Raw genomic sequence first — 23,113 nt, 5'->3', positions numbered from 1 at the left:
GTCGCGAGACTATCGGCCACGGCTCTGCCGCGGCGGGTGAGGACCGGAAGACGCGCCGCCCTGGACGATGCCCGCCGGGTCCGCCGCGCCGGCCCGGGGCAGCCCGTCCGGCGGGCTGACCCCGGCGGCCACCACCGGGATCTCCTGGGTGGGCACCGGATCGGGCGCCGGCGCGAGCCGGTAGCCGTCGCGTCCGGCGGCCTTCGCCGCGTACAACGCGTCGTCGGCGGCGTCGAGCACCTGCTGGCCGTCGGCGGCGTGGTCCGGGTAGACGGCGATGCCGATGGAGACGGTCACCGGCACCCGCACCGGATCGTCGCCGCTCCCCTCCACCGTGACCGGCTGGTCGCGTACCACCGCGCCGAGCCGCTCGGCGACGATCGTGGCGCCCCGGGCGTCGGTCTCCGGCAGCAGCACCACGAACTCCTCGCCGCCCTGCCGGAACGCCAGGTCCACCTCGCGGATCACGCCGCGTACCCGGCGGGCGAACTCGACCAGCACGGCATCCCCGGCGGCGTGCCCCCAGGTGTCGTTGACGTTCTTGAACCGGTCCAGGTCGAGCGCGAGCACGCTGAGCATGCGGCCGAACCGGTTCGCCCGCTCCACCTCGCGGCGGATCGACTCGCGCAGGTAGCGGTAGTTCCACAGGCCGGTGAGCGGGTCGGTGAGGGAGAGCCGCTGCGCCTCCTCGTGCACCCGGACGTTCTCCACCGCGACCGCCGCGTGTCCGGCGAACGTCCGCAGCGTCACCACGTCGTCGTCGTGGAACTCGTGCCCGCCGAGCCGGTCGTAGAGCACGAGCACGCCGAGCGCCGCACAGGCCGAGCCGGGCGGGTCGCCGTCGGCGGGCGGGTGGCCGGGCCGGTCCGGTCCGCGCGGCTCGGCGGCGCCGGGGGTGGCGAACGGCACCGCCACGTACGTCTCGCAGGACGGCTCCCCGGTCGGTGTGTCCGGCGGCGCCCACCGTCCGCGCAGCGGCTCGCCGGTGGCGGCCACCGCGCCGAGCACCCCGGCGCCGACCGGCACCCGCAGCGTCGCCGGGTCGGCCGGGTCGCCCGTCGGCCGGCGCCCGGTCATTCCTTCCACGCACCGCCCGACGAGCACGCCGTCGCCGTCGACGAGCAGCACCGCGCCGGCCCGGGCGCCGGTGGCGGCGATCGCGCTGTCCAGGATCACCCGCAGGATGCGTTGCAGGTCGTGCGTGCTGGCGAGCGTGTCGCCGAGCACCGCCAGGTGGTTGCGGAGCTGGTCGCGGCTGCTGGTCAGCGCCGTCACGTAGGTGCCGGTCTCCCGGGTCATCCGGTTGAACGCGCTGGCCAGCCGCCCGATCTCGTCGCGGCTGCGCACCGGCACCCGGGCGCTCAGGTCACCGCGCGCCACCCGGTCCACCGCGCCGGCAAGCTCACCCAGTGGCCGGGTGGTCACCCGGGCCAGCCGCCAGGCCGCGAGCACTGCGAGCAGGGCGGCGAGCGCGACGGCGGCGATCAGTGCCCCGTACAGGCCGGGCGCGCGTTCCCCCGGTACCGACAGCACAAGCGGCAGCGGCTGACCGGGAGACGGACCGACCCGCCGCACGTACCGGCCGTCGCCGGTGCCGGTCACCCGGTTCCCGTCCGCCTTGCCGGCGGCGGCCAGCACCGCCGCGCGTACCCCCTGGTCCTCGGTCGTGTGGGTGATGCCGCCGGGGTCGTCGAGGAGGGTGACCCCGACGCCGGTCACGGCGGCGAGCCGCGCCACGAAGTCCCGGTCGACGGGCTGGGCGGCGGCGACCGCGCCCAGGTCGGTGCCGGCCGGATCGCGGAGCCCGACCTGGGCGGAGAGCGCCCCGACTCCGGTGGCGGGCGTGCCGGCGCAGTCCTGCCAGCGCCCGGCCGGCCCGCCGGCCGTGGCGTAGGTGGCGCGGCCGGCGGCGTCGGCCAGCCGCACGGCGGCGGCCAGGCCCCGGGCGACCACCTGGTCGGCCGCGCGCGACCGGGCGGCCGGGTCGCCGACCAGCGCGACCGCGTCGGCCGCCGCGCGTAGTTGCTGGCAGAGCGCGTCGATCGAGGTACGGACGCCGGCCGCGGCCAGGCCGAGCCGCTCGGTGGCGCGGCTGTGGTCCACGGCGCTGAGCGTGACCCCGACGAAGAACGCGCCGAGCAGGACGGGGCCGAGGACCACCGCGAGGAAAGCCGCCGTCAACCGCCCGCGTAGCGTCAATCTTCCCCCCGGAAGTTCCGCTCCCTTGGTGCGATGCTGACACAGAGCGACCATTAGGCAAGCGTTGCGTCAGGAGTGTTGCGTGCCGGAATTTTCGGATGAAGCGCACGATGCGAAGCGGGAGATGCGCATCGCGCTACTCGCCGCGCGCCGGTCGCTGTCCGCGGCCGACCGCGCGGTGGCGGCGGCCGCCGTCCAGGCCGAGCTGGTGACGTTGGTACGCCGGCTTCGGCCGGCCAGGATGAGCGCGTACGTGCCGGTCGCCTCCGAGCCCGGCGGGGACGACCTGCCGGACGTGCTGCTCGCCGCGCTGCCGCCCGACGCCGAACTGCTGCTGCCGGTGCTCCGCGACGACCTGGACCTGGACTGGGCCCCGTACACCGGCCCGGGGTCGTTGCGCGCCGCCGGCCGGGGTCTGCGCGAGCCGACCGCGGCGCCCCGGGGGCGTACCGCGGTGGCCGGAGCCGCCCTGGTCGTGGTGCCGGCGGTCGCGGTGGACCGCCGGGGCGTGCGGCTGGGCCGGGGCGGCGGCTCGTACGACCGCGCGCTGGCCCGGGTGCCCGCGACAGTGCCGACCGTGGCGCTGCTGCACGACGGCGAGCTGGTCGAGGCGGTGCCCGCCCTGCCGCACGACCGCCCGGTGCACTGTGTGATCACTCCGGCGGACGGGCTGGTGGCGGTCCCGGGTGTGGGCCCGGGCGCTTCCGCTGGACGAACCCGGGGGTCATGACGCACCATTGGCACTCGGAGACCACGAGTGCCAACAGGCCGTGCCGAAGATCCGGAGGAGAACGTGCCCACGTACCAGTACGCCTGCACCGCGTGCGGCCACCAGCTCGAGGCGGTGCAGTCCTTCTCGGACGACCCGCTGACCGAGTGCCCGGCGTGTGAGGGGCGGCTGCGAAAGCTCTTCAACTCGGTGGGCATCGTGTTCAAGGGCTCCGGCTTCTACCGCACGGACTCCCGTTCGTCCGGCTCCGAGGGCGCCTCGACCACGAGCAAGCCGGCCAAGTCCGAGTCGTCCTCGTCGTCGTCCGACTCGTCGTCCTCTTCGTCCGGGTCGTCCTCTTCCTCCGGGTCGTCTTCTTCGTCCGGGTCCGGGTCGGGGTCGACTGCCGGCAAGGCGCCGGCGGCGTCCAGCACGTCCTGAGGCAGCCTTCTCGCGCGACACGTGGCCGTCCCCGCTCGGGGGCGGCCACGTTTCGCTGCCGCCGCTCGGGCGGCCACTTTCGCTGTCGCCGCCCACTCAAGGACAGCCGCGTTGCTGGTTGCCCGTTGCGGGGCGCAGGTAGCGGGCGGGCGTTCCCGGCTTGCCCGTTCTTCACCGCGACGCCCCCGCACGGATCGGTTGTCCACAGGACGGCGGGTTATCCACAGGCGCGAGCTGCGGGGCGGCGAACGGCGTCAGGGCGGGCCTAGCCTGCGTCGGACGGTCGGCCGGCGGCGGGAGGCAGCGGTGACGGATGGCGAGGCGACGTTGCGTCCGGTCCACTGGCGCGGGCTGCCCCGGCGCCGGACGCTGCTGCGGGTGACGCTCGTCGCGGTGCTGCTGGGCCTGGCCGCGGCGGTGCTCCAGACGCCGCCGTCCTGCCCGCCACCTCGCGCCTTGCCGTCCGCCTCGGCGACGGCGTCGCCGTCCGGCGGCATCCGCGCGCTGCCGGCCGGTGCGGTGGGCGTACCGATCCGGCTGGCCGAGCCGGCCGCCCTCGCGGTGCTGCGCCCGGGTGCCCGCGTCGACCTGCTCGTCGTGCCGGCCGGCGGTTCGCCCGACCCGACGCTGCTGGCTCCGCGAGCGTTGGTGCTCGACGTGGTCGGCGCCACCGGAGCGGTCGACGGTTCCTCGGCGCTCTACCTGGCGCTGCCGCCGGAGCAGGCCCGGCGGGCGGTCGGGTTGCCGGAGGGCAGTCGCTTCGCCGTGGTGGTACGCGGCTGACGTGAGCCCGGCGTCAGCCGCGGGGCGGCGCCGATCAGCCCCAGTGCGGGGGGCGCTCGGCGAGCAGCCAGTCGTCGTTGCCGCCCGGGCGCTCGCCCCAGCCGCGGTCGGTGTCGTCGCTGGTCTGTTCGGGCAGCACCACGAAGTCGTCGCTGAGGTCGACCACGCGGTCGTCGTCGCCGCGCGGTGCCCGGATGGCGGGATCGGTCACGAGCAGCAACGATACCGCCGAACGAGCCACCGGCTGGATCCCCGGGACCGGCCGGATCGTCCCGAGCCCCGGCCGTACCGGGCCGGGAGCCGTCGGAACGCCACCCACCGGGCGCGAGGGCCGGGGTGGCGGTGATCGACGCGTCGGGCGGCCGACCGGCCGGGGCGTTGGTAGCGTCGGACGGCGTGACGACGCCGAGCGGTGGCAGCCCCGACGACGAGACCTGGCGACGCCCGGAGCAACCGGCCACAGCCGGGGAGAACGCCTCCACGGCGGTCCCCAGGGACGGCGCGGGCGCCCGCCCGGCCGGTCCTGGCTTCCGGCTCGGTGCCCCCGGCGGGGGCCATGACCCGGACCGTACCGAGCAGCCGGCCGTGACCGCCGGGCAGCCCGAGCAGAGCATCCCGGCAGCAGACCCAGCCGTCACTGACAGGAGCGACACCGCCGGAGCCGCCGGAACAGCGGAGACGCCGGAGGCGTCCGGAGCGGCGCACACGCCGGAGGCGGCCGGGAACGCCAGCCCGTGGTCACGTGAGGCGGCCACCGAGAGCCCGTGGGCCCGGCCGGAGGCGGCAGGCGGCTGGACGGTGGCCGGTGGCGCGTGGCCGGGCCCGCCCGGAGGTGGGCCGCCCGGAGGTGGCCCACCTCCCTCGGGGTACGCGGGACCGCCGCCGAGCACGCCTCCGCCACCCGGCTGGCGGCCACCGGTACACGTGCAGCCGTCACCGCCCCGCCGGCTGCCGCCGCAGGACATGGCCGCGATGGACCAGGCGGAGCAGCGCGCGCAGCGGCTCACCTACGGCATCGGGGCAGCCGTCGCCGTGGTGCTGGTCCTGCTCACCTGCCTGCTGTGCTCGCGGGTGCTGTTCTGACCCGCGCCGGTCAGACGACGCCGTCCCAGACCATCTTGGCGCCGCTGTCACCGGTCCAGTAGACGTACACGAGCGCGAAGACCGCGAGCACCGCCACCACGACGGTGAGCGCCACGGGGAGCCAGCGGGGCAGGTTCCGGCCGGCGACGAGGCGGCTGGTCGACAGCACGAGCAGCAGCGCGGCGACGCCGAGCCCGAGCGCGAACCAGAACAGCGTGTCGCCGTACTCGGCGTGCTCGCTGATCTGCTGGAGCCGGTCCGGCGGGTAACCCTTCGCGCGCAGGGCCTCCTCCAGCTCCTCGCCTGATTCGGTCGCCACCCAGGCGACGATCGGGGTGACCACGGCGAGCGCCGCGACCGCCCAGTCGAGGCGGTGCCGCCAGCGGGGCAGCAGCCCGTACCCGACGGCGAGCAGTGCCAGCAGCGGTACCAGCACCACCGCCGCGTGGATGACGAGCACATGGACCGGCAGACCGTTGATTTCCCTGAACACCGACACCTCCGGCGAGTGGGTGGTTTGGCGCGCTCAGCGTACGGCGTGACGCCGTCTGTCTCGATACACGCGAGCGCGGCGGCACCGGTTCACCTGTGGCCCCGGCCACGGGTGAACAACGCTCGCTTGTCGGCCCGCCTGCCCCGTGCTGTCATGGATCCATGTCCACAGGTGAGGAGCTGCTCCGGTCGAGGGGCCTACGGGTCACCCGGCCGCGTCTCGCCGTGCTGGACGTGCTCTCCGCCGGCGGTCACCTGGAGGTCGACGAGATCACCCGGCGGGTCCGCCAGCGGATCGACTCGGTCTCCACCCAGGCCGTCTACGACGTGCTCGGCGCCCTGTCCCGGGCCGGGCTGTCCCGCCGGATCGAGCCGGCCGGCAGTCCCGCGCGGTACGAGGCGCGGGTCGGCGACAACCACCACCACGTGGTGTGCCGGGGCTGCGGTGAGATCGCCGACGTGGACTGCGCGGTCGGCAGCGCCCCCTGCCTGGACCCGAACGTGGCGCACGGCTTCGAGCTGGACGAGGCGGAAGTGACCTTCTGGGGCCTCTGCCCGGCCTGCCGGTCCCGGCGCTCCGCCGACGACTGACCGCCGGCCGAGGACGGCCGCACCCACGACTGACGGCCGCACCGAGGACGCCCGGCGACGGCGCGTGGCACTCTTGATCGGTGGACACCGAAGATCTCGGCCTCTTCGGTCCGGGATCGGTCACGTGGAAGGTGCACGAGGAACCGATCCTGATCGTCGCCGGCCTGCGCTCGCTCTACCTCCAGGCGCTGCACCCGCGCGCGATGGCCGGCGTCGCGCAGAACAGCAACTACCGCACCGACGCCTGGGGGCGGCTGGTCCGCACGGCGAACTACGTGGGGACGACGATCTACGGCACCACCGCCGAGGCGGAGGCGGCCGGGCGACGGCTGCGTACGCGGCACGCCCGGATGCGCGCCACCGACCCGTTCACCGGTGAGGAGTTCCGCGTCGACGCTCCGGAGCTGCTGCGCTGGGTGCACGTCACCGAGGTCGAGTCGTTCGTCAGCACCGCCCGGCGTGCCGGTCTGGCGCTCACCGACGACGAGGTGGACGGCTACTACACCGAGCAACGCCGGTCGGCGGCCCTGGTCGGGCTGGACCCGGACGACGTACCGGGCACCGCCGCCGAGGTGGCTGACTACTACCGGGACGTACGCCCGCAGCTGCGGATGACCCGGGAGGCGGCCGAGACCGCGTTGTTCCTGACCGCGCCGCCGATCCCGTGGAAGGTCAGCCTGCCGGCGCGGGTCGGCCTGAACCTGGGGCCGCCGCGCTGGGCGTACCTGGGGATCGCGGCCACCGCGCTGGGGATGCTGCCGCCGTGGGCGTTGCGGCTCTACGGCGGGCTGGGCCTGCCCACCACCGCGCTGTCGGCGGACCTGAGCGCGCGGGCGCTGCGACTGGCGCTGGCGGCGGTGCCCCGGCGCTACCGGGAGGGCCCGTTGCAGCAGGCCGCCAAGGAACGCGCCGCCCGCCTGACCGCGGCGTGACGGCGCCGCGCACTCACTGCGGCTCGGCGAACCGCTCGACGGCGGACCAGGGCTCCTTGCCCGGGGTCTGCGCGCCGGTCGGGCAGGTACGCCGGTAGTCGCACCAGCCGCACCGCGGACCCGGCTCGGTGGGGAACGCCGCGTCGGGGTCGATGCCGTCGGCCACCGCGCGCTCGGCGGCCATGATGTCGCGGGCGGTGTCCTCCGCGCGGGTGAGCTGCCGGTGCAGGGACTCCGGCGTGTGCTCGTGGGCGGCGACAGTGCCGGTGGGCAGGTGGTGCAGCTCGACCCGGCGGCACGGCTTGCGGAACACCCGCTCGGCCGCGTACGCGTAGAGCGCGAGCGCCTGCGAGCCGCGCGCGTCGTCGGCGTCGAGCCCGGTGCGGCCGGTCTTGTAGTCGACGATGACCAGCTCGGGCCGCCCGTCCGGGCCGGGGCGCGAGTCGATCCGGTCGGTGCGGCCGTTGAACGCGAGCACAGCGGTCTTGACCGCGACGACCCGCTCCACGCCGACCGGCTCGTCGGCCGGGTCGAGGCCCGCCACGTAGCTCTCCAGCCAGGTCAGCGCGCGCCGGAACGCGTCACGCTCCTGCTCGTCGTCGCGGTAGCCCTCGCGGACCCAGGTGCCCTTGAGCAGCGTGCCGAGCACCTCGGGGCGGCGGCGGTCGAGGGCCAGCGCGTACCAGTTCTTCAGCGCGGTGTGGACGCTCGCGCCGAGCGAGTTGTGCGCCCACGGCGGGCCCTTCGGCGGCGCGGGCCGGTCCACGTAGGCGTAGCGGTAGCGGCGGGGGCAGTCCGCGTACGCGCCGAGTTTACTCGGGGTGCAGACGAACAGGCGTTCCGGCATGCCCTCGAACCCGAGCTGCTCGGCCTGCTCGGCGCGGGGTCGGGGAGCCCGGGAGCCGGTGGGGCCGGCTGCTGACGGTCGTCGCACCCCTGAGATCCTGCCACCCCGGTACGACAGCGGAGGAAGCGCTCAGGCGTTGTTGAGGTACTGGGTCACGAACGCGGCGATCGCGTCGGCGATGAGCTGCACGGCGATGGCGGCCAGCAGCAGGCCGGCGATCCGGGTCAGCACCTCGATGCCGCCGGGGCGCAGCACCTTGACGATCCCGCCGGAGAAGCGCAGCACCACCCAGACGGTCACCATCACCGCGACGATGGCCAGCCCGATGGCGAGGTAGTCGACGGGACCGCCGGCCTGCTGCACGAACAGCATGGTCGCCACGATGGCGCCCGGCCCGGCCAGCAGCGGGGTGCCGAGCGGCACCAGTGCGATGTTCGAGGTGACCTGCTGGCTCGGGTCGTCCGCCTTGCCGGTCAGCAGCTCCAGCGCGACCAGGATCAGCAGCAGGCCGCCCGCCGCCTGGAGGGCGGGCAGGTCGACGTGCAGGTACGCCAGGATCGTCTGCCCCGCCACCGCGAAGATCACGATGACCCCGAGCGCCAGCGCCACGGCCTGCCAGGCGGCCCGGTTCCGGTCGCGTGCGGGCAGCGGCCCGGTCAGCGCGAGGAAGATGGGCATCATTCCGGGCGGGTCGACGATCACCAGCAGGGTCACGAAGACCTCGCCGAAGAGCTTGAGATCCACGCGCACACGGTAGCCGTGCCGTCGGAGCGCTTCAGCCTGAAGCGACGGGGGTCACCCCGCGGGCCAGCGCGACGATCCGCTCGTACGCCTCGGGCCCGGTGGTGTACGCGCCGAGCCGCACGGTCTTGTGCGTGCCGTGGAAGTCGGACGAGCCGGTGACCAGCAGTCCCAGGTCGGCGGCGAGCCCGCGGACGTGCTCCCGCTCGGCCGGGTCGTGGTCCTCGTGGTCGGCCTCCAGCCCGGCCAGGCCGGCCGCCGCCAGGTCCGCGATCAGCTCGTCCGGCACGATCCGGCCGCGCCGGCTGGCCTTCGGGTGGGCGAAGACGGGCACGCCGCCTGCCGCCCGCACCAGCGCCACCGCCTGGAACACCTCGATGTCGTCCTTCGGCAGCCGGTACCGATCGCCGAGCCAGTCCGGTCCGAACGCCTCGGTGGTGGTGGCGACCAGACCGGCGCGGATCAGCGCCTGCGCGATGTGCGGGCGGCCGACGGTGCCGCCGCCCGCGCCGGTCAGGATCTCCGTCCAGCTCACCGGGATGCCGTCGGCCTGGAGCAGCCGGACGATGCGCTCGCCGCGTTCCTCGCGGGCCCGGCGGACCCGGGCCAGCTCCGCGGCCAGGTGCGGCTCGGCCGGGTCGAACAGGTAGGCGAGCAGGTGCAGCGGGATCGCCGGTTCGGCGCCGAACCAGCGGCACGAGATCTCCGCGCCGCGGATCAGGGTGAGGCCGGGCGGCAGGGCGGCGACGGCCGGCGCCCACCCCGCGGTGGTGTCGTGGTCGGTGAGTGCCACCACGTCGAGCCCCGCGTCGGCGGCGGCCCGGACCAGTTCGGCGGGCGTCAGGGTGCCGTCGCTGGCGGTGGAGTGGGTGTGCAGGTCGATGCGGGCGGGGACGCTCACCCGCCCGACGCTACGCCCCGTCGGGCACCGTGGGGACGTCGGCCACCACCACCGGGTGGTCCTCCGGCGCCAGCCCTTCGACCTTCGAGGCCGTGGGCCGGTCACCGGCCAGCACCCGCTCGGGCTTGACCCGGACCAGCCCGCCGCTCGCGTCCACGTGCAGCGCCACGCCGCCCCGGGTCCAGGCCACGCCGGCGGCCAGCACCGGGCCGGCCGGGTGGGTGACCGGGCTGGCCGGGTCGGCCAGGTCCACCAGGAGGGCGGTGCGCGAGGTGCCGTTCGCGAGCAGCCACCGGCCGTCGGAGGAGACGGCGCCGAGTCCGTCGGTGGCCAGCTTCAGGCCGCACCCGGTACGCACCGGGGCGAGGTCGCGGGCCGGGTCGAGCAGGGCCAGGCAGCGCTGCTGATCCCGGCCGGCGGCGACCAGCGCGACCACCCGGCCGTCGGGGCGGGTGCCGTAGACCGCGCGTACGTCCGGGTTCACCGGGCCCGGCTGCCCGCCCAGCGCGCGGTCCCAGACGCTCATCCCGCCGTCGCCGGAGTGCTGGATCAGCACGGAGTCGCCGGCGAAGCCGACCGGCACGGCGCCGTCCGGCGCGGCGGTCCGGACCGGCGCGATGAGCTGGCCGGCGACCACACCGGCGGCGATCACGTCGGGGCCGTCCCGCCAGGCCACCTGGCGGCCGTCCGCGGAGACCGCGACCGCGTCCGCGGCGGCGAGCATGACCTGCGGCGCGGCGCCACCGACCGGCGCCCACCAGAGGGTACGGCCGGCGACGGTGGCCGCCGAGGTGAGCAGCCAGCCCTCCTGGTCGTGGATCCGCTGGGCCCGTTCGACGCCGCTCACACCGGGCAGCTGTCGCCGTTCGCCGCCGCTGGTGTCCAGCCGGTCACCGACGAGCAGGTCGAGTTCGGTGCGGACCGGCCCGAAACGGGTGATCGAGGACGGCCCGGAGGGCTCCGGGGACGGGAAGAGGACGGGCGGGTCGCCGAGCACCACAGTGGGCGTGCCGCCGTCGACGCCGGACGCGCTGAACTGCGCCACCCCGGTCGTGATGAACACGGTGGCGACCCCGGCCAGGGCCAGGCCGGTGAGCGTACGTCGCCGGCCCCTGCGCCGCGCCCGGCGCAGGATCTCGCCGGCCGGGTCCGCGGGCAGCGGGCGGGACGTCGCGACGCGGCGGGTCAGGGTCTCCCGCAGCGCCCGCTCCAGCTCGTCGTCGCTCACGGGGAATGGACGCTCCGGGCTGCCCGTCCGGTTGTCGCAGTGGTGCCCGGTGCCGCTCATCGGCTCTCCGCCGGGATCGGGACCGCGGGGCGCGCCGGAGTCGTGGGTGGGACCGGTCGGGGCACCCGGGCGGCGGGCCGTCGCACCGGGGTACCCGTCGGCTCGGCGCCCCGGCCCGGCGGGACGGACCGGCGGGCCGCTGCGGGCGCGGTCGGGGCGGACGGGTTCGCCGCGGGCGCGTCGGCCGGCGCGGGCAGGCTCAGGGCCGCTTCGGAGCCGAGCCGGCGGCGCAGCGTGTTCAGCGCCCGGGAGGTCTGGCTCTTGACCGTGCCCGGGGAGATCTCCAGCAGCGCGGCGGTCTGCGCCTCGGACATGTCCTCGTAGAAGCGCAGCACCAGCACCGCCCGCTGCCGGGCCGGCAGCGCCTGGAGGTGCCGCCAGAGCGCGTCCCGGTCGAGTTGCTGCTCGATCTCGTCGACACCGGCGCGCTCCGGCAGCACCTCGGTGGGGCGCTCGCCGTGCCAGCGACGCCGCCACCAGCTGGTGGACGTGTTGACCATGACCCGGCGGGCGTACGGCTCGATGGCGTCGATCCCGCCGAGCCGCTTCCAGGCGAGGTAGGTCTTGGTCAGGGCGGTCTGGAGCAGGTCCTCGGCGGTGGCCCAGTCACCGGCGAGCAGGTACGCGGTGCGCAGCAGTGCGCCGGACCGGGCCGCGACGAATTCGCGGAACTCCTCCTCCAGCGGATCTCTGCTCACCACGCTCATCTCCCCCCGTCCTGCCTGGCAGAATGCCACGGCCGGGCCGGTCGGGTCGATGGCGGAAGGTGTGCAGTTCATCCGATGTTCGGACGAAAAGCTTCAGGCTCCGTCGTCGGCCTTGGCCTCGTCGGCCTCCTTGCCCAGCCGTGCCTCGACCGCCTGCGGCTCGTACATCTCCTCGACCACACGCAGGTAGAGCTCGTTCGGGTTGGGCAGGTTCTTGATCACCCGGAGCGCCTGTTCCTGGCCGGCGGACTCCAGCACGAACGTGCCGTAGTTGAGGGCGCGGCCGGTCGGGCTCTGCTCGTACTTCATGTCGGTGACCCGGGTGAGCGGCATCATCGCGACCTGCCGGGTGATGATGCCGGCGACCACCATCACCCGTTTGTTGGTGAGGATGAACCGGTCGTACCACCAGTCGGCGACCCGCCAGGCGACCCAGCCCATCACGCCGAACCAGAGCAGCACGGCGACAGTGGTCAGCGCGCCGACGTCCCGACCGGCGAGGAAGCCGGAAAGGTAGCCGAGCACGAACGTGGCCGCGACGCCGACGATGATCGGGGTGGTGAGATGGATCCAGTGCCGCTTCCACTCGCCCCGGTAGCGCTCGGTGGGGAATAGGTAGCGCGCGACGAGTGAGCTGGGCTCGTCCTCCAGCGGCAGCACCCGGCGCGGTGCCATGCCGGTGGCGTCGGCCCGCAGCCCGGCCAACTCCTCCTCGGAGATGGGCTGCTCCGGAAAGCCCTCCGGGTCACGCGCCCAGGCGCGGCTGGAGCGCCCCTCGCCGGCGTAGGCGCCGCCGTAGCCGGCGTCGTCCGGATCCCCGCCGTAGGGGCCGGGGCCGTAGGCGCTGGGAGGGTCGTCCGGGTCGATCCGGGGGATCGGCTCGGTGTCGCGCTCCCGGCGGGCCCGGTCGGGGTCGTCCGGGTCGAAGGGTGGACCGGAAGGGCTTCCCATGGGCGGCTAGGCGACGAGGTTGGTGAAGAAGTCGCCGAAGCCCTGCGCGATGTCCATGATGCCGCCGCCGAGAGACTTGAAGACGTCGGCGGCGGAGTTGGGCCGGTACGCAACAAAGAAGATCAAGAATGCGATGCCGGCCCAGGTGAGGACCTTCTTGACCATAGCGGGCCATCCTCTCGCGCGGCGCCGGGTCCGTTTACCGCAGCGGCACCCAGAGTATCAGCATGGTGTCTTACCGTGAATATCTGCGTCCGCTCTCCGACTCGCCGTGGCGAGCCGGTCAGGCCCGCCCGTGCAGGTACGGAGATGGTGCGCCGTACACGAGTTCGGGTGGTGTCCACTCGGTGAGGTCGTGCAGCACGACTTCTTCCGCGAGGAGGTGACCCGCACTCGCCGGCCAGGCTATCGCATGGAGCCACATTCCCCGAGCCTCGCCGGCGTACGCGCTTCGATCTGTTTCGGAGCGGACGAGCCACAGTGGAGTCGGATGACCGTCCACCCGGATCTTCGCGTGCGGCAGCCGCTCGGGATGACCAGGGCCGGGATCGGTCAGCGCCTCCTCCACCTGCGGGCCGGGGTCGGGTCCGGGCAGTCCCGCGTAGCGGGAACCGAGGCCGACGCCGGGTTCCTCGGCGACGAAGATCAGGTCGGCCGGCCCACCGTCCAGGGGGGCCGGTCCGGCGCAGGCGACCAGCGTCGCCCGTACGCCCGCTCGGTCGTCGCCCGCCCACGCCACGCCGGTGAGCGTCCAGCCCGGCGGGAGCGGCCACGGACACCACAGCGGCATCCGGAGCCGGTCGGCCGGGTCGGGGTCGGCGGCCATCCGGTCCACCACGCTGGCCATGATCTCGGCGCTGATGTGCTCCGGCACGTGCAGCGGCGCGACCGGGCCGCAGCGTACGCACCGGTGCTCGGCGTGCATCAGGTCCGGCTCGCGCACCGGGCCCGCACATCTCGGACAACTCACCGCGACAGTCACACCCTCACCGTCGCCCCGGACCCGCGAGGCGTCAAGCGGGGCGGGCCGACGAGCGTGGGATTTCCGTCCGGCGGTGGACCCACGCGGCGTTTCAGTCCGGCGGCGGCCCGGCGTACGACCGGATCCAGGCGTGCATGGCGATGCCGCTGGCCACACCCGCGTTGATGGACCGGGTCGAGCCGTACTGGGCGATGGAGAACAGTGCGTCGCAGGCCGACCGGGCCACCGCCGACAGCCCCGGCCCCTCCTGACCGAACAGGAGCACGCATCGGCGCGGCAGCACGGCCGTCTCCATCGGCCGGGAGCCGGGCAGGTTGTCGATCCCGACCACCGCCAGCCGTTCGTCGCGCGCCCACGCGACGAACTCCTCGATCGTCGGATGGTGCCGGACGTGCTGGTAGCGATCGGTCACCATGGCGCCCCGCCGGTTCCACCGCCGCCGTCCGACGATGTGCACCTCGGCGGCGAGGAAGGCGTTGGCGTTGCGGACCACGGTGCCGATGTTGAAGTCGTGCTGCCAGTTCTCGATCGCCACGTGGAAGTCGTGCCGGCGCCGGTCCAGGTCGGCCACCACGGCCTCGCGCCGCCAGTAGCGGTAGCGGTCCACCACGTTGCGCCGGTCTCCGGCGGCGAGCAGCTCCGGGTCGTAGCGCGGGTCGTCCGGCGGGTCACCGGGCCACGGCCCCACACCCACGTCGAGCTGGTCGTCGGTCACGGTCTGCAGAGGGTACGGCCCGGCGGCGTCCCCGGTCAGCGCAGGTCGAGCGCGCCGCCCAGCCGGTCGAGGAAACGCGTGTCGGCGGGGCTCGGTGTGGTCTCCCCGGCCCGGCACACCCGGGCGGCCACCGACTCCACCCACTGCCGGTACGCCGCCGAGTCGGCCGGGTCGGCCCGGCGGCGCAGCACCCGTACCGCGGCCCGGGCGGCGGCCAGCAGGTCGACCAGGTCGGTCAGGCGCTCGTCCCGCTCGGTGGCGCCGTCGTGGCGGGCGTAGATCGCGGCGACCACGGCGCGGACGAGATCGCTGTCGAAGGCCCGGCCGGCGGCCACCGCGTCCAGGCCGGCCAGACCGGCGGCGACGCCGCGCGGCGGGCGCCCGGGCCCGGGCGAGGCGGCGGCGACGAGGACGCGGCCCGGCAGGTCGGTCAGCAGGTCCCACTCCGCCGCCGAGTAGGCGGCGGTGGTGAGTGGTGCGGCGCGGCGACCGGCGGAAGGCGGCTCTCCGGCTACGGAGTGGCTCATGGGCACCTCCAGCCCGAGCATATGCCCCCGGACGAGGTCCGGGCCCCGTCCCCGCCGAACGGAGAACGAGGCCCGGTGGCCGGAGAGTCTCAGGTCAGCGCGGCTCGGGGAAGCTGGGGCGCTCCGGGTCGACGCCGTCCGGGACGGCGGCGGCCGCGTACTCCTTCTTGGGGACCATGACCTTGCGGCGAAACACGCAGACGAGCGTGCCGTCCTGGTTGTAGCCGCGGGTCTCGACCGCAACCACGCCGCGGTCGGGCTTCGAGGCCGACTCCCGCTTGTCCAGCACCGTCGTCTCGCCGTAGATGGTGTCGCCGTGGAACGTCGGCGCGACGTGCCGCAGCGACTCGATCTCCAGGTTGGCGATCGCCTTGCCGCTGACGTCCGGCACGGACATGCCCAGCAGCAGCGAGTAGATGTAGTTGCCGACCACCACGTTGCGCTTGAACTGCGAGGCGGACTCGGCGTAGTGCGCGTCCATGTGCAGCGGGTGGTGGTTCATGGTGAGCAGGCAGAAGAGGTGGTCGTCGTACTCGGTGACCGTCTTGCCCGGCCAGTGCCGGTAGACCGCGCCGACCTCGAACTCCTCGTAGTAGCGGCCGAACTGCATCCTTGTCCCCTTCACGGGCGGCGATGGAGTTCGGCACAGCATGCCTTATCGCTTGTTAAGGCGAGGGACGGGGCGCTCGCCCGGCGGAAATGTCACACCGGGGGCTACCGAGGTCCGGACGCAATGAGCGGCGGGGCCCTCCCCGGCACCCGCCGCCCACGCTCTGATGCGAAGAATTCTGCCGTACGACCGCCCGGCACCGACAGAGACGGAGGTCACATTTATCTTTTCGTAACACTACTCAAAGTAACCGACACGAGGTCGGTAAGCGATCTCCGCAGGCCGGATAGATGCTCGTCAGGCCCGAAGTTACCGATACGTAGCAGAAACAGAGCGTGATCTCCTTGGAAACGCTCCCATCACATCCCGTCACGCAAGTGCGGCATGCATTTGCGTTCCGCACGGACGGGCCGAACAGATGGTGTTCGATGTGCTCAGGGTCACCGTCCGGGCGCTCAGCGTTTCGTCACCCCCGCGACGGGAATTCGGACGGACTGACCCTGGTTCCACCGGACGTACGACAATCCGCGGTGATCGGAGAGAGCAAATGGCAACGGTTGAGCTGACCACGGCCAACTTTGACGAGGTGACCGGGCGCGACGGGATCGTCCTGCTCGACTTCTGGGCGGACTGGTGCGGCCCGTGCAAGCGCTTCGCCCCGGTCTACGAGCGCTCCTCGGAGAAGCACCCGGAGATCGCCTTCGGCAAGGTCGACACCGAGGCGCAGCAGGAGCTGGCAGCCAAGTTCAACATCAGCTCCATCCCGACGATCATGGCTATCCGTGACGGTGTGATCGTCTTCGCCCAGCCGGGCGCGCTGCCGGAGTCGGCGCTGGAGAACCTCATCGAGCAGGTCGAGGCGCTGGACATGGACGACGTCCGCAAGAAGCTGGCCGAGCACAACCACTGACGCTCCAGACGCCGCCGGCCGGTGCCCCGCTCCGGGCACCGGCCGGCGGCGTTTCTCGTACCGGGCGGCTTGCACTTTGTTCGTACACGTGTTCGAATGAACGCCATGCGCTGGGACAACCTCTCCGCTCCCCCGGACGAGGGGACTCCCGATCGGGCGGCGCCGGCGGCTCCACCCCTGCCGCTGGCGCTGCCCGGCGCCGTCACCCGCACGTTCGACACCCCGGACTTCGCCGGCATGACCTTCTACGAGGTCCAGGCCAAGTCGATCATCAACCGGGTGCCCGGCCAGTCGCGCGTGCCGTTCGAGTGGACGATCAACCCCTACCGGGGCTGCTCGCACGCCTGCGTCTACTGCCTGGGCGGCGACACACCGATCCTGATGGCCGACGGCCGCACCAAGGCGATCAGCGAGCTGGAGCCCGGCGACCGGATCTACGGCACCCGGCGGCGCGGCGCCTACCGCCACTACGTCGTGACGACAGTGCTCGACAAGTGGTCCACTGTGAAGCGCGCCTACCGGGTAACCCTGGCCGACGGCACCACGCTCGTCGCCAGCGGCGACCACCGGTTCCTGACCGAACGCGGCTGGAAGCACGTCACCGGGACCATGCGCGGCGGCGGGCGCCGTCCGCACCTGACCAGCCGCAACCGGCTGCTGGGCACCGGCCGGTTCGCGGTGGCGCCGAAGCGCTCGGCCGACTACCGCCGCGGCTACCTGCACGCCCTGGTTCGTGACGACGACCCCTCCGGTCATCGACGCGACACCCGGTTCCGGCTGGCCACCGCCGAGTCCGAGGCGCTGGACCGGGCAGAGCGTTATCTGACCGACGCGGGGGTCACCGTCGAGCGGGCCACCGTCGCCCGCGTCGGGCGTCGGGCGACGACCACTGTGGTACGCACAGCCGGCCCGGCGGAGGCCGTCACCGGGCTGTGCGAGCCACCCGACGAGCCGACCGACGACTGGGCGCTGGGCTACCTGGCCGGCATGTTCGACGCCGCCGGCACATGCCACCGGGGCGTGTTCCGGATCAGCGTCGCCGACGACGAGAGCCGGGCCCGCGCGGCCGGCGCGCTGAAGCGTTTCGACTTCCGGTGGGCGCTCGACGTGCCGGGCGCCCCGGGTGCGACGCGCCAGCTCCGGCTGACCGGCGGGCTGCCGGAGCGGCTGCGCTTCTTCCACCTCACCGACCCGGCCGTCACCGCCCGGCGCTCGATCGAGGGCATGGCGCTCAAGTGCGCGGCGCGACTCCAGGTGACAGCGGTGGAGGATCTCGGCCTGGAGCTTCCGCTGTGGGACATCACCACCGGCACCGGCGACTTCATCGCCAACGGCGTGGTCAGCCACAACTGCTTCGCCCGCAACACCCACACCTACCTCGACCTGGACGCGGGCGCCGACTTCGACCGCAAGGTGATCGTCAAGGTCAACGCGGGCGAGCTGGTCCGGCGCGAGCTGGCCGCCCCGCGCTGGCGCGGCGCGCACGTCGCCATGGGCACCAACGTGGACTGTTACCAGCGGGCCGAGGGCCGCTACCGCCTGATGCCGCCGATCATCGAGGCGCTGCGGGACTTCGCCAATCCGTTCTCCATCCTGACCAAGGGCACGCTGCTGCTGCGCGACCTGCCCCTGTTGCGACAGGCGGCCGAGGTGACCCGGGTCGGGCTGTCGTACTCGGTGGGGTTCGTCGACGAGGTGCTCTGGCGGGCGGCCGAGCCGGGCACGCCGAGCCCGCGCCGTCGGCTGGACGCGGTCCGCCGGCTCACCGACGCCGGCTTCTCCGTCGGCGTGCTGATGGCGCCGATCCTGCCCGGCCTCAGCGACGACGAGGAGTCGATCGACGCCACCGTCGCGGCCGTCGCCGCCTCCGGCGCGGCGAGCGTGACGCCGCTGCCGCTGCACCTGCGGCCCGGAGCGCGGGAGTGGTACGCCCGCTGGCTGGCCCGGGAGTTCCCCCACCTGGTGCCCCGTTACCGGCAGCTCTACCAGGCCGGCTCGTACGCGCCGCAGGCGTACCAGCGGGAGGTGACCGCCCGGGTGAGGATGGCGGCACGCCGGCACGGGCTGCACCGCGGCGAGACCGGCGACAACAGGCGGCTGCCGGAGACCCCGCCGCCCGCCCCGGCCGCCGAACAGCTCTCCCTGCTCTAGCGACCGGGGGAACCCGCACCGGCGGGGCTAGTCTCGGGGGATGCGTTCCGCTCAGCAGATCCTCGCCGACTCCGCCGTGATCGCCGTCGTGGGCGCCTCCCGTGATCCGGGCAAGGCCGCGCACCGCGTGCCGCTGGAGATGCAGCGGCACGGCTGGCGGATCATCCCGGTCAACCCGACTGTGGACGAGTTGTTCGGCGAGAAGGCGTACCCGACGCTCGCCGACATCCCGCACCCGGTCGACCTGGTCGACGTGTTCCGCCCGGCCCGCGACGCGGTCGACGTGGTCCGGCAGGCGGTCGCGATCGGCGCCCCGGCGGTGTGGTTGCAGCTCGGGATCTTCTCGGACGAGGCGCGCCGGATCGCCGAGGAGGGCGGCCTCGACTACGTCGAGGACCGGTGCCTCATCGTCGAGCGGGCCGCCGCCGGCCTGACCCGTCGCGGCTGACGGCGCCGGGCGGCGGTTCAGGCCCGAAGATCAGGTCGAGGTGGGCGTCGAGCGCGGCCAACGCGGTCTCCGGCGGATAGTGACCGCCGAGCACGTAGATGCCGAGGCCTTCCATCACGGCGAGCAGCCCGACCGCGGCTCGTTCCGGGTCCACCCGGCCGGCCGCGACGAGCGGTGAGCCGGCGGCGATCTGCCCGGCCACGAAGGTCAGCAGCGCGGCCGTCTCGTCGTACAGCGCGGCGGCCACGGCCGGCCGGACGGCGGTGTAGGCGAGGAAGGCCAGAGCCACCCGCCCGTCCGCCCGCCGGTCCTCGTCCAGCGGCAGCAGCTCGGCCAGCATGGCCCGCAGCAGCGCCCGGGGTGCCGGCGTCGCGCCGAGCGCCTCGACCGCCCTCCGGATCCGGGCCTCGTTGCGCTCGCGCACCACGGCGAGCGCGAAGACCATCATCTCGTCCCGGGTGCGGAAGTAGTGCTGCACCATCCCAGGGCTGACCTCGGCCGCCGCGGCCACGTGGCGCAGGCTGACCGCCTCCAGCCCCTGCTCGGCCGCGACCCGCATCAACGCGTCGGCGATCAGCGCGCGACGCTCCCGGTGGTCGACCCGCTTCGGCATACCCCCATGGTTTCACAATACGACTGCATTGACATGTCGCCGGCACGCGTTTTACATTGCAGTTGTATTGGAAAAAGGGGGTGCGCGATGAGGCGAGCCATCCGGCTGGCGCGGCGTGCGGTGGCGTACGAGTGGGGCATGTGGCGCAGCCTCACCCGGTGGATCCTGCGCCGCCCGTATCCGGTCGCCCCGGGCGCGGAGACGTACGCCTACGTCGGCGGCGTGCAGCCGATCCTGCTGGCCTTCATCGCCCTGTCCACGGTCGAGATCCCGGTCCTCGACGTGATCCTGCGGCACACGGTCGACCAGCCGACCGTGCGGCACGCGGCGATCGCGCTCGGCCTCTGGGGTGTGCTGTGGATGATCGGGCTGCTGGCCAGCCTCCGCATCCATCCGCACGTCGTCGACGAGGCCGGCCTGCGAGTGCGCAACGGCGTCTCGGTCGACGTCACGATCCCGTGGCACGCGGTCGCCCGGGTGGCGCTCCGCCGCCGGTCGCTGCCGTCCAGCCGGGCCGTCCAGTACGACGCGGACGACCCGGCGGTGCTCAACCTCGGCGTCGGCAGCCAGACGGCGGTCGACGTGGTGCTGCGCGAGCCGCTGTCGGTGCGGCTGCCGAAGGGGCCGAGCGAGCCGGTGCGGGAGATCCGGCTGTACGCCGACGACCCGACGGCGCTGGTCGAGCACGCGCGGCGGCACCTGCCCGCCGCCGAGCAGGCCGCGCGCCGGCCCGAGCGGTGAGCCGGGCCCTTACTGCTTGTACTGCTTGAGCAGGCCGCGCGAGATGATCGTCTTCTGGATCTCCGAGGTGCCCTCGCCGATCAGCAGGAACGGGGCCTCGCGCATCAGGCGCTCGATCTCGTACTCCTTGGAGTAGCCGTAGCCGCCGTGGATCCGGAACGCCTCCTGGACCACCTCGGCGCAGTACTCGGACGCGAGCAGCTTCGCCATGCCCGCCTCGACGTCGTTGCGCTGGCCGGCGTCCTTGAGCCGGGCCGCGTTGACCATGAGCGCGTGCGCGGCCTCGATCTTCGTACCCATCTCGGCGAGCTTGAACGCGACGGCCTGGTGCTTGGCGAGCGGTTGGCCGAAGGTGTGGCGCTGCTGGGCGTACGCAACCGCCAGCTCGAACGCCCGGATCGAGATGCCGCAGGCGCGGGCCGCGACGTTTACGCGGCCGACCTCGATGCCGTCCATCATCTGGTAGAAGCCGCGGCCGACCTTCTCCTCGCCGCCGAGCACGGCGGAGGCGGGCACCGTGACGCCGTCGAGCACCATCTCGGTGGTCTCGACGCCCTTGTAGCCCATCTTGTCGATCTTGCCGGGGATGGTCAGGCCGGGCGCGGTCTCGCCGAAGCCGGGCTCCTTCTCGAGCAGGAAGGTGCTCATGTTGCCGTAGACCGAGTCGGCCCCGGTGTCGGTCTTGACCAGGGTGGCCACCACCGAGGAGTACGCCCCGTTGGTCAGCCACATCTTCTGGCCGTTGAGGACGTAGTTGTCGCCGTCGCGGACGGCCTTCGACTTGATCGCCGAGACGTCCGAGCCGCACTCGGGCTCCGACATCGAGAACGCGCCGCGCACCTCGCCGGTGGCCATCCGGGGCAGCAGCCGGGCCTTCTGGTCGGCGGAGCCGTGCTGCGAGATCAGGTACGCCACGATGAAGTGGGTGTTGACGATGCCGGAGATCGACATCCAGCCCCGGGACAGCTCCTCGACCACGAGCGCGTAGGTCAGCAGGGACTCGCCCAGGCCGCCGTACTCCTCGTCGATGGTGAGGCCGAACAGCCCCATCTCGCGCATGCCGTCGAGGATGTCGCTCGGGTACTCGTCGGCGTGTTCCAGCCGCTGGGCGTGCGGGATGATCTCCTTGTCGGCGAACTCCCGGACGGTTTCCAGGATCGACCGCTGCACGTCGGTCAGTCCGGGTGTCTGGGCGAGTCGGGCCATCTCAGCCTCCGGGGTCGGCGCCTTACTCATGGGTAACTGAACGCTCGGTCAGTATCGGTCCCGGGACCGGCCGCGCCAAGGTGACCAGTCCACACAACCGCTGTGAAAAGGTTCACCGCTACGGGTAGCGTCCGCAAGAGAGAGGGCCGTTGACCTGGGGGAAGGGGCGCCCGTGAGTGACGAGCAGCCACCGTCGCCGTACGAGCCGCCGTCGCACGGCCAGCCGTACGGGCAACCGCAGTACGGCCAGCAGCACCCGCAGTGGGGCCAGCAGCCCCCGTACGCCCCGCAGCCGCCCTACGGCCAGTACGGGCCGCCCGGCCAGGGGCCGGGACCCCGTGGCACGAACGTGCTCGCCATCTTGTCGCTCGTCTTCGCGTTCGTCTTCGCGCCCGCCGGCATCGTCTGCGGCCACCTGGCGAAGCGGCAGATCCGGCAGACCGGCGAGGACGGCGACCAGCTCGCCAACTGGGGTCTGATCCTCAGCTACATCTTCACCGTGATCGGCATCCTGGTCTGCTGCGGCTGGATCGGGCTGGCCTTCTGGGCCAACTCCGACACCAGCGGCTACTGACGGTCAGCGGAACTGCGCCTCCCGGACGCTGTTGCCGCCGTCGACCACGAGCATCTGCCCGGTGATGTACGACGCGGCCGGCGAGCAGAGGAACGCGATCGCCGCCGCCACCTCGTCCGGCGTGCCGGGGCGCCCGACCGGCGTACCGAGCCCCTGCTTGATCTCGGCCATGGTGGACGCCGCGGTGTGGATGATGCCCGGCGCCACCGCGTTCACGGTCACCCCGTCGGCGATCATCTCCATCGCCAGCGCCCGGGTCAGGCCGACCACACCGGCCTTGGCCGCCGCGTAGGCCGCCTCGGTGGGCAGCGCGTTGACCGGCCCGGCGGTGGCCGCCAGGTTGACGATCCGGCCCCAGCCCCGCTCGGCCATGCCGCCGATGAACGCGCGGCTGCACAGGAACGCGGTGGTCAGGTTGCGGTCGATCTCGCCGCGCCACTCGTCGTACGTCAGCTGCGCCACCGGCCGCAGCACCTCCGGGCTGGCCCGGCTGGCCAGGCCCGCGTTGTTCACCAGCACCTCGACGTCGCCGAGTTGCTCGGCCACCGCGTCGGCGAGCGCGCCCACCTCCGACTCGTCGGTGAGGTCGGCGACGAAACCGGTGACACCCAACTCGCCCGCGCGTTCGTGGATGCGCCGGGTGGTGGACACGATCGCCACCCGGGCCCCCAGGTCGGACAGGCGGCGCGCGGTCGCGTACCCGATGCCGTCGGGGCTGCCCGCGCCGGTCACCAGCGCGACCCGGCCGTCCAGGCGCATGGTGGCCGGTTCCGGCAGCGGCACCGGCTGTTCGGAGTCGGCGGCCCCGACCGGCTCACCGCCGCGCGGGCGCCGCACCGACCCCGGCCGGCTCATGTCCCGTCGCGACCGACCCCCACGCGCGTCAAGTGCCATGCCGAGGATCCTGCCCGGTGCCGACCCCACGGGCAACGCGGTGGCCGGAAAGGGGGCGTCCGTGTCGCGCGCCGGAT

At 73.6% G+C, this 23,113-nt stretch carries 28 protein-coding genes and 1 pseudogene; 11 read left to right on the top strand and 18 right to left on the bottom strand.

Annotated elements, in window-relative coordinates:
- Positions 1–9 precede the first annotated feature (9 nt).
- On the bottom strand, positions 10–2,199 hold the full coding sequence (locus tag GA0070562_RS04425) for a GGDEF domain-containing protein (protein WP_175438610.1): 2,190 nt from the start codon (positions 2,197–2,199) through the stop codon (positions 10–12).
- Positions 2,200–2,281: 82 nt separating this feature from the next.
- Here GA0070562_RS04425 and GA0070562_RS04420 point away from each other — a divergent pair, with 82 nt between their 5' ends.
- Positions 2,282–2,929, top strand: coding sequence for a 5-formyltetrahydrofolate cyclo-ligase (locus GA0070562_RS04420; RefSeq protein WP_091415161.1), 648 nt, complete (start codon positions 2,282–2,284; stop codon positions 2,927–2,929).
- Between the two features lie 27 nt (positions 2,930–2,956).
- Positions 2,957–3,085 (top strand): annotated as a pseudogene (locus GA0070562_RS30865) (FmdB family zinc ribbon protein); the annotation flags it as partial.
- A gap of 62 nt (positions 3,086–3,147) precedes the next feature.
- Here GA0070562_RS30865 and GA0070562_RS30590 read toward each other — a convergent pair.
- The gene (locus GA0070562_RS30590) at positions 3,148–3,342 is read right to left on the bottom strand and encodes a hypothetical protein (RefSeq protein WP_254663722.1); all 195 of its coding nucleotides are present in this window, start codon (positions 3,340–3,342) and stop codon (positions 3,148–3,150) included.
- A gap of 313 nt (positions 3,343–3,655) precedes the next feature.
- Here GA0070562_RS30590 and GA0070562_RS04410 point away from each other — a divergent pair, with 313 nt between their 5' ends.
- Positions 3,656–4,132 (top strand): flagellar biosynthesis protein FlgA, encoded by a 477-nt coding sequence (locus GA0070562_RS04410; protein WP_091415154.1) that lies wholly within the window; start codon positions 3,656–3,658, stop codon positions 4,130–4,132.
- Between the two features lie 34 nt (positions 4,133–4,166).
- Here the strand turns inward: GA0070562_RS04410 and GA0070562_RS30190 are convergent, their stop codons facing one another.
- Positions 4,167–4,343, bottom strand: a complete 177-nt coding sequence (locus GA0070562_RS30190; protein WP_175438574.1) for a hypothetical protein — start codon at positions 4,341–4,343, stop codon at positions 4,167–4,169.
- A 185-nt stretch (positions 4,344–4,528) separates the two neighbouring features.
- Between GA0070562_RS30190 and GA0070562_RS29895 the strand changes: the two genes are divergently transcribed.
- Positions 4,529–5,215 (top strand): hypothetical protein, encoded by a 687-nt coding sequence (locus tag GA0070562_RS29895; protein ID WP_139135426.1) that lies wholly within the window; start codon positions 4,529–4,531, stop codon positions 5,213–5,215.
- A 10-nt stretch (positions 5,216–5,225) separates the two neighbouring features.
- On the opposite strand, the gene GA0070562_RS04400 is transcribed toward GA0070562_RS29895, so the two are convergent.
- Complete coding sequence (locus tag GA0070562_RS04400) at positions 5,226–5,708, bottom strand: DUF2231 domain-containing protein (protein ID WP_091416193.1); 483 nt, start codon at positions 5,706–5,708, stop codon at positions 5,226–5,228.
- A gap of 161 nt (positions 5,709–5,869) precedes the next feature.
- Between GA0070562_RS04400 and GA0070562_RS04395 the strand changes: the two genes are divergently transcribed.
- Both GA0070562_RS04395 and GA0070562_RS04390 read left to right on the top strand, forming a co-directional pair.
- The gene (locus GA0070562_RS04395; RefSeq protein WP_091415147.1) at positions 5,870–6,298 is read left to right on the top strand and encodes a Fur family transcriptional regulator; all 429 of its coding nucleotides are present in this window, start codon (positions 5,870–5,872) and stop codon (positions 6,296–6,298) included.
- 80 nt (positions 6,299–6,378) lie between these two features.
- Positions 6,379–7,230 carry an oxygenase MpaB family protein gene (locus tag GA0070562_RS04390; RefSeq protein ID WP_091415144.1) on the top strand — a complete coding sequence of 284 codons (852 nt, stop codon included), beginning with the start codon at positions 6,379–6,381 and terminating at the stop codon, positions 7,228–7,230.
- A 13-nt stretch (positions 7,231–7,243) separates the two neighbouring features.
- On the opposite strand, the gene GA0070562_RS04385 is transcribed toward GA0070562_RS04390, so the two are convergent.
- The 11 genes from GA0070562_RS04385 to GA0070562_RS04340 all read right to left on the bottom strand — a co-directional run bounded on the left by GA0070562_RS04385 (position 7,244) and on the right by GA0070562_RS04340 (position 15,499).
- Positions 7,244–8,077 carry a RecB family exonuclease gene (locus GA0070562_RS04385; RefSeq protein WP_225853266.1) on the bottom strand — a complete coding sequence of 278 codons (834 nt, stop codon included), beginning with the start codon at positions 8,075–8,077 and terminating at the stop codon, positions 7,244–7,246.
- A gap of 129 nt (positions 8,078–8,206) precedes the next feature.
- Positions 8,207–8,821, bottom strand: a complete 615-nt coding sequence (locus GA0070562_RS04380; RefSeq protein ID WP_091416190.1) for a MarC family protein — start codon at positions 8,819–8,821, stop codon at positions 8,207–8,209.
- A gap of 31 nt (positions 8,822–8,852) precedes the next feature.
- The gene (locus GA0070562_RS04375) at positions 8,853–9,719 is read right to left on the bottom strand and encodes a PHP domain-containing protein (RefSeq protein WP_091415138.1); all 867 of its coding nucleotides are present in this window, start codon (positions 9,717–9,719) and stop codon (positions 8,853–8,855) included.
- A gap of 10 nt (positions 9,720–9,729) precedes the next feature.
- Positions 9,730–10,947 carry a WD40 repeat domain-containing protein gene (locus tag GA0070562_RS04370; RefSeq protein ID WP_254663721.1) on the bottom strand — a complete coding sequence of 406 codons (1,218 nt, stop codon included), beginning with the start codon at positions 10,945–10,947 and terminating at the stop codon, positions 9,730–9,732.
- A 56-nt stretch (positions 10,948–11,003) separates the two neighbouring features.
- Entirely contained in the window at positions 11,004–11,714 is a 711-nt protein-coding gene (locus GA0070562_RS04365; RefSeq protein WP_091415130.1) for a SigE family RNA polymerase sigma factor, read from the bottom strand.
- A 93-nt stretch (positions 11,715–11,807) separates the two neighbouring features.
- A complete protein-coding gene (locus GA0070562_RS04360) occupies positions 11,808–12,665 on the bottom strand; it encodes a PH domain-containing protein (protein ID WP_091415127.1) in 858 nt (285 codons plus the stop codon).
- A gap of 6 nt (positions 12,666–12,671) precedes the next feature.
- Entirely contained in the window at positions 12,672–12,830 is a 159-nt protein-coding gene (locus GA0070562_RS30185) for a hypothetical protein (protein ID WP_013283898.1), read from the bottom strand.
- Between the two features lie 118 nt (positions 12,831–12,948).
- The gene (locus tag GA0070562_RS04355) at positions 12,949–13,635 is read right to left on the bottom strand and encodes a DUF6758 family protein (protein WP_338060906.1); all 687 of its coding nucleotides are present in this window, start codon (positions 13,633–13,635) and stop codon (positions 12,949–12,951) included.
- A gap of 103 nt (positions 13,636–13,738) precedes the next feature.
- Positions 13,739–14,362, bottom strand: a complete 624-nt coding sequence (locus GA0070562_RS04350) for a TrmH family RNA methyltransferase (RefSeq protein WP_091415122.1) — start codon at positions 14,360–14,362, stop codon at positions 13,739–13,741.
- 35 nt (positions 14,363–14,397) lie between these two features.
- Complete coding sequence (locus GA0070562_RS04345; protein ID WP_091416184.1) at positions 14,398–14,889, bottom strand: hypothetical protein; 492 nt, start codon at positions 14,887–14,889, stop codon at positions 14,398–14,400.
- 94 nt (positions 14,890–14,983) lie between these two features.
- A complete protein-coding gene (locus tag GA0070562_RS04340; RefSeq protein WP_013283894.1) occupies positions 14,984–15,499 on the bottom strand; it encodes a MaoC family dehydratase in 516 nt (171 codons plus the stop codon).
- 547 nt (positions 15,500–16,046) lie between these two features.
- Between GA0070562_RS04340 and trxA the strand changes: the two genes are divergently transcribed.
- From trxA to GA0070562_RS04325, 3 genes are all read left to right on the top strand, one after another.
- Positions 16,047–16,409, top strand: a complete 363-nt coding sequence (gene trxA / locus GA0070562_RS04335) for a thioredoxin (protein ID WP_091415120.1) — start codon at positions 16,047–16,049, stop codon at positions 16,407–16,409.
- Positions 16,410–16,505: 96 nt separating this feature from the next.
- A complete protein-coding gene (locus tag GA0070562_RS04330) occupies positions 16,506–18,560 on the top strand; it encodes an intein-containing Rv2578c family radical SAM protein (RefSeq protein WP_338060905.1) in 2,055 nt (684 codons plus the stop codon).
- A 40-nt stretch (positions 18,561–18,600) separates the two neighbouring features.
- Positions 18,601–19,008 carry a CoA-binding protein gene (locus GA0070562_RS04325; RefSeq protein ID WP_091415115.1) on the top strand — a complete coding sequence of 136 codons (408 nt, stop codon included), beginning with the start codon at positions 18,601–18,603 and terminating at the stop codon, positions 19,006–19,008.
- On the opposite strand, the gene GA0070562_RS04320 is transcribed toward GA0070562_RS04325, so the two are convergent.
- A complete protein-coding gene (locus GA0070562_RS04320) occupies positions 18,965–19,621 on the bottom strand; it encodes a TetR/AcrR family transcriptional regulator (RefSeq protein WP_091415112.1) in 657 nt (218 codons plus the stop codon). The genes GA0070562_RS04325 and GA0070562_RS04320 overlap by 44 nt on opposite strands.
- An 87-nt stretch (positions 19,622–19,708) precedes the next feature.
- On the opposite strand from GA0070562_RS04320, the gene GA0070562_RS04315 reads away from it, so the two are divergent.
- A complete protein-coding gene (locus tag GA0070562_RS04315; protein WP_091415108.1) occupies positions 19,709–20,362 on the top strand; it encodes a hypothetical protein in 654 nt (217 codons plus the stop codon).
- A gap of 9 nt (positions 20,363–20,371) precedes the next feature.
- Here GA0070562_RS04315 and GA0070562_RS04310 read toward each other — a convergent pair whose 3' ends face one another.
- Positions 20,372–21,568, bottom strand: coding sequence for an acyl-CoA dehydrogenase family protein (locus GA0070562_RS04310; protein ID WP_073825580.1), 1,197 nt, complete (start codon positions 21,566–21,568; stop codon positions 20,372–20,374).
- Between the two features lie 172 nt (positions 21,569–21,740).
- Here GA0070562_RS04310 and GA0070562_RS04305 point away from each other — a divergent pair, with 172 nt between their 5' ends.
- Positions 21,741–22,142 carry a DUF4190 domain-containing protein gene (locus tag GA0070562_RS04305; RefSeq protein WP_091415105.1) on the top strand — a complete coding sequence of 134 codons (402 nt, stop codon included), beginning with the start codon at positions 21,741–21,743 and terminating at the stop codon, positions 22,140–22,142.
- 3 nt (positions 22,143–22,145) lie between these two features.
- Here the strand turns inward: GA0070562_RS04305 and GA0070562_RS04300 are convergent, their stop codons facing one another.
- Positions 22,146–23,036 (bottom strand): SDR family NAD(P)-dependent oxidoreductase, encoded by an 891-nt coding sequence (locus GA0070562_RS04300; RefSeq protein WP_091415102.1) that lies wholly within the window; start codon positions 23,034–23,036, stop codon positions 22,146–22,148.
- Positions 23,037–23,113 lie beyond the last annotated feature (77 nt).

The organism is Micromonospora tulbaghiae (genome assembly GCF_900091605.1).
GTDB lineage: Bacteria > Actinomycetota > Actinomycetes > Mycobacteriales > Micromonosporaceae > Micromonospora > Micromonospora tulbaghiae.
Note: the sequence above shows the minus strand (reverse complement) of the source record. Positions and strands in the feature narration are given on the sequence as shown.

Coding starts and splice junctions, on each gene's coding strand:
- GA0070562_RS04365 (WP_091415130.1), bottom strand. CDS start 11,714: ATGAGCGTGGTGAGCAGAGATCCGCTGGAGGAGGAGTTCCGCGAATTC.
- GA0070562_RS04320 (WP_091415112.1), bottom strand. CDS start 19,621: ATGCCGAAGCGGGTCGACCACCGGGAGCGTCGCGCGCTGATCGCCGAC.
- GA0070562_RS04315 (WP_091415108.1), top strand. CDS start 19,709: ATGAGGCGAGCCATCCGGCTGGCGCGGCGTGCGGTGGCGTACGAGTGG.
- GA0070562_RS04310 (WP_073825580.1), bottom strand. CDS start 21,568: ATGGCCCGACTCGCCCAGACACCCGGACTGACCGACGTGCAGCGGTCG.
- GA0070562_RS04345 (WP_091416184.1), bottom strand. CDS start 14,889: ATGAGCCACTCCGTAGCCGGAGAGCCGCCTTCCGCCGGTCGCCGCGCC.
- GA0070562_RS04385 (WP_225853266.1), bottom strand. CDS start 8,077: ATGCCGGAACGCCTGTTCGTCTGCACCCCGAGTAAACTCGGCGCGTAC.
- GA0070562_RS04340 (WP_013283894.1), bottom strand. CDS start 15,499: ATGCAGTTCGGCCGCTACTACGAGGAGTTCGAGGTCGGCGCGGTCTAC.
- GA0070562_RS30185 (WP_013283898.1), bottom strand. CDS start 12,830: ATGGTCAAGAAGGTCCTCACCTGGGCCGGCATCGCATTCTTGATCTTC.
- GA0070562_RS04300 (WP_091415102.1), bottom strand. CDS start 23,036: ATGGCACTTGACGCGCGTGGGGGTCGGTCGCGACGGGACATGAGCCGG.
- GA0070562_RS04395 (WP_091415147.1), top strand. CDS start 5,870: ATGTCCACAGGTGAGGAGCTGCTCCGGTCGAGGGGCCTACGGGTCACC.
- trxA (WP_091415120.1), top strand. CDS start 16,047: ATGGCAACGGTTGAGCTGACCACGGCCAACTTTGACGAGGTGACCGGG.
- GA0070562_RS04330 (WP_338060905.1), top strand. CDS start 16,506: ATGAACGCCATGCGCTGGGACAACCTCTCCGCTCCCCCGGACGAGGGG.
- GA0070562_RS04325 (WP_091415115.1), top strand. CDS start 18,601: ATGCGTTCCGCTCAGCAGATCCTCGCCGACTCCGCCGTGATCGCCGTC.
- GA0070562_RS04360 (WP_091415127.1), bottom strand. CDS start 12,665: ATGGGAAGCCCTTCCGGTCCACCCTTCGACCCGGACGACCCCGACCGG.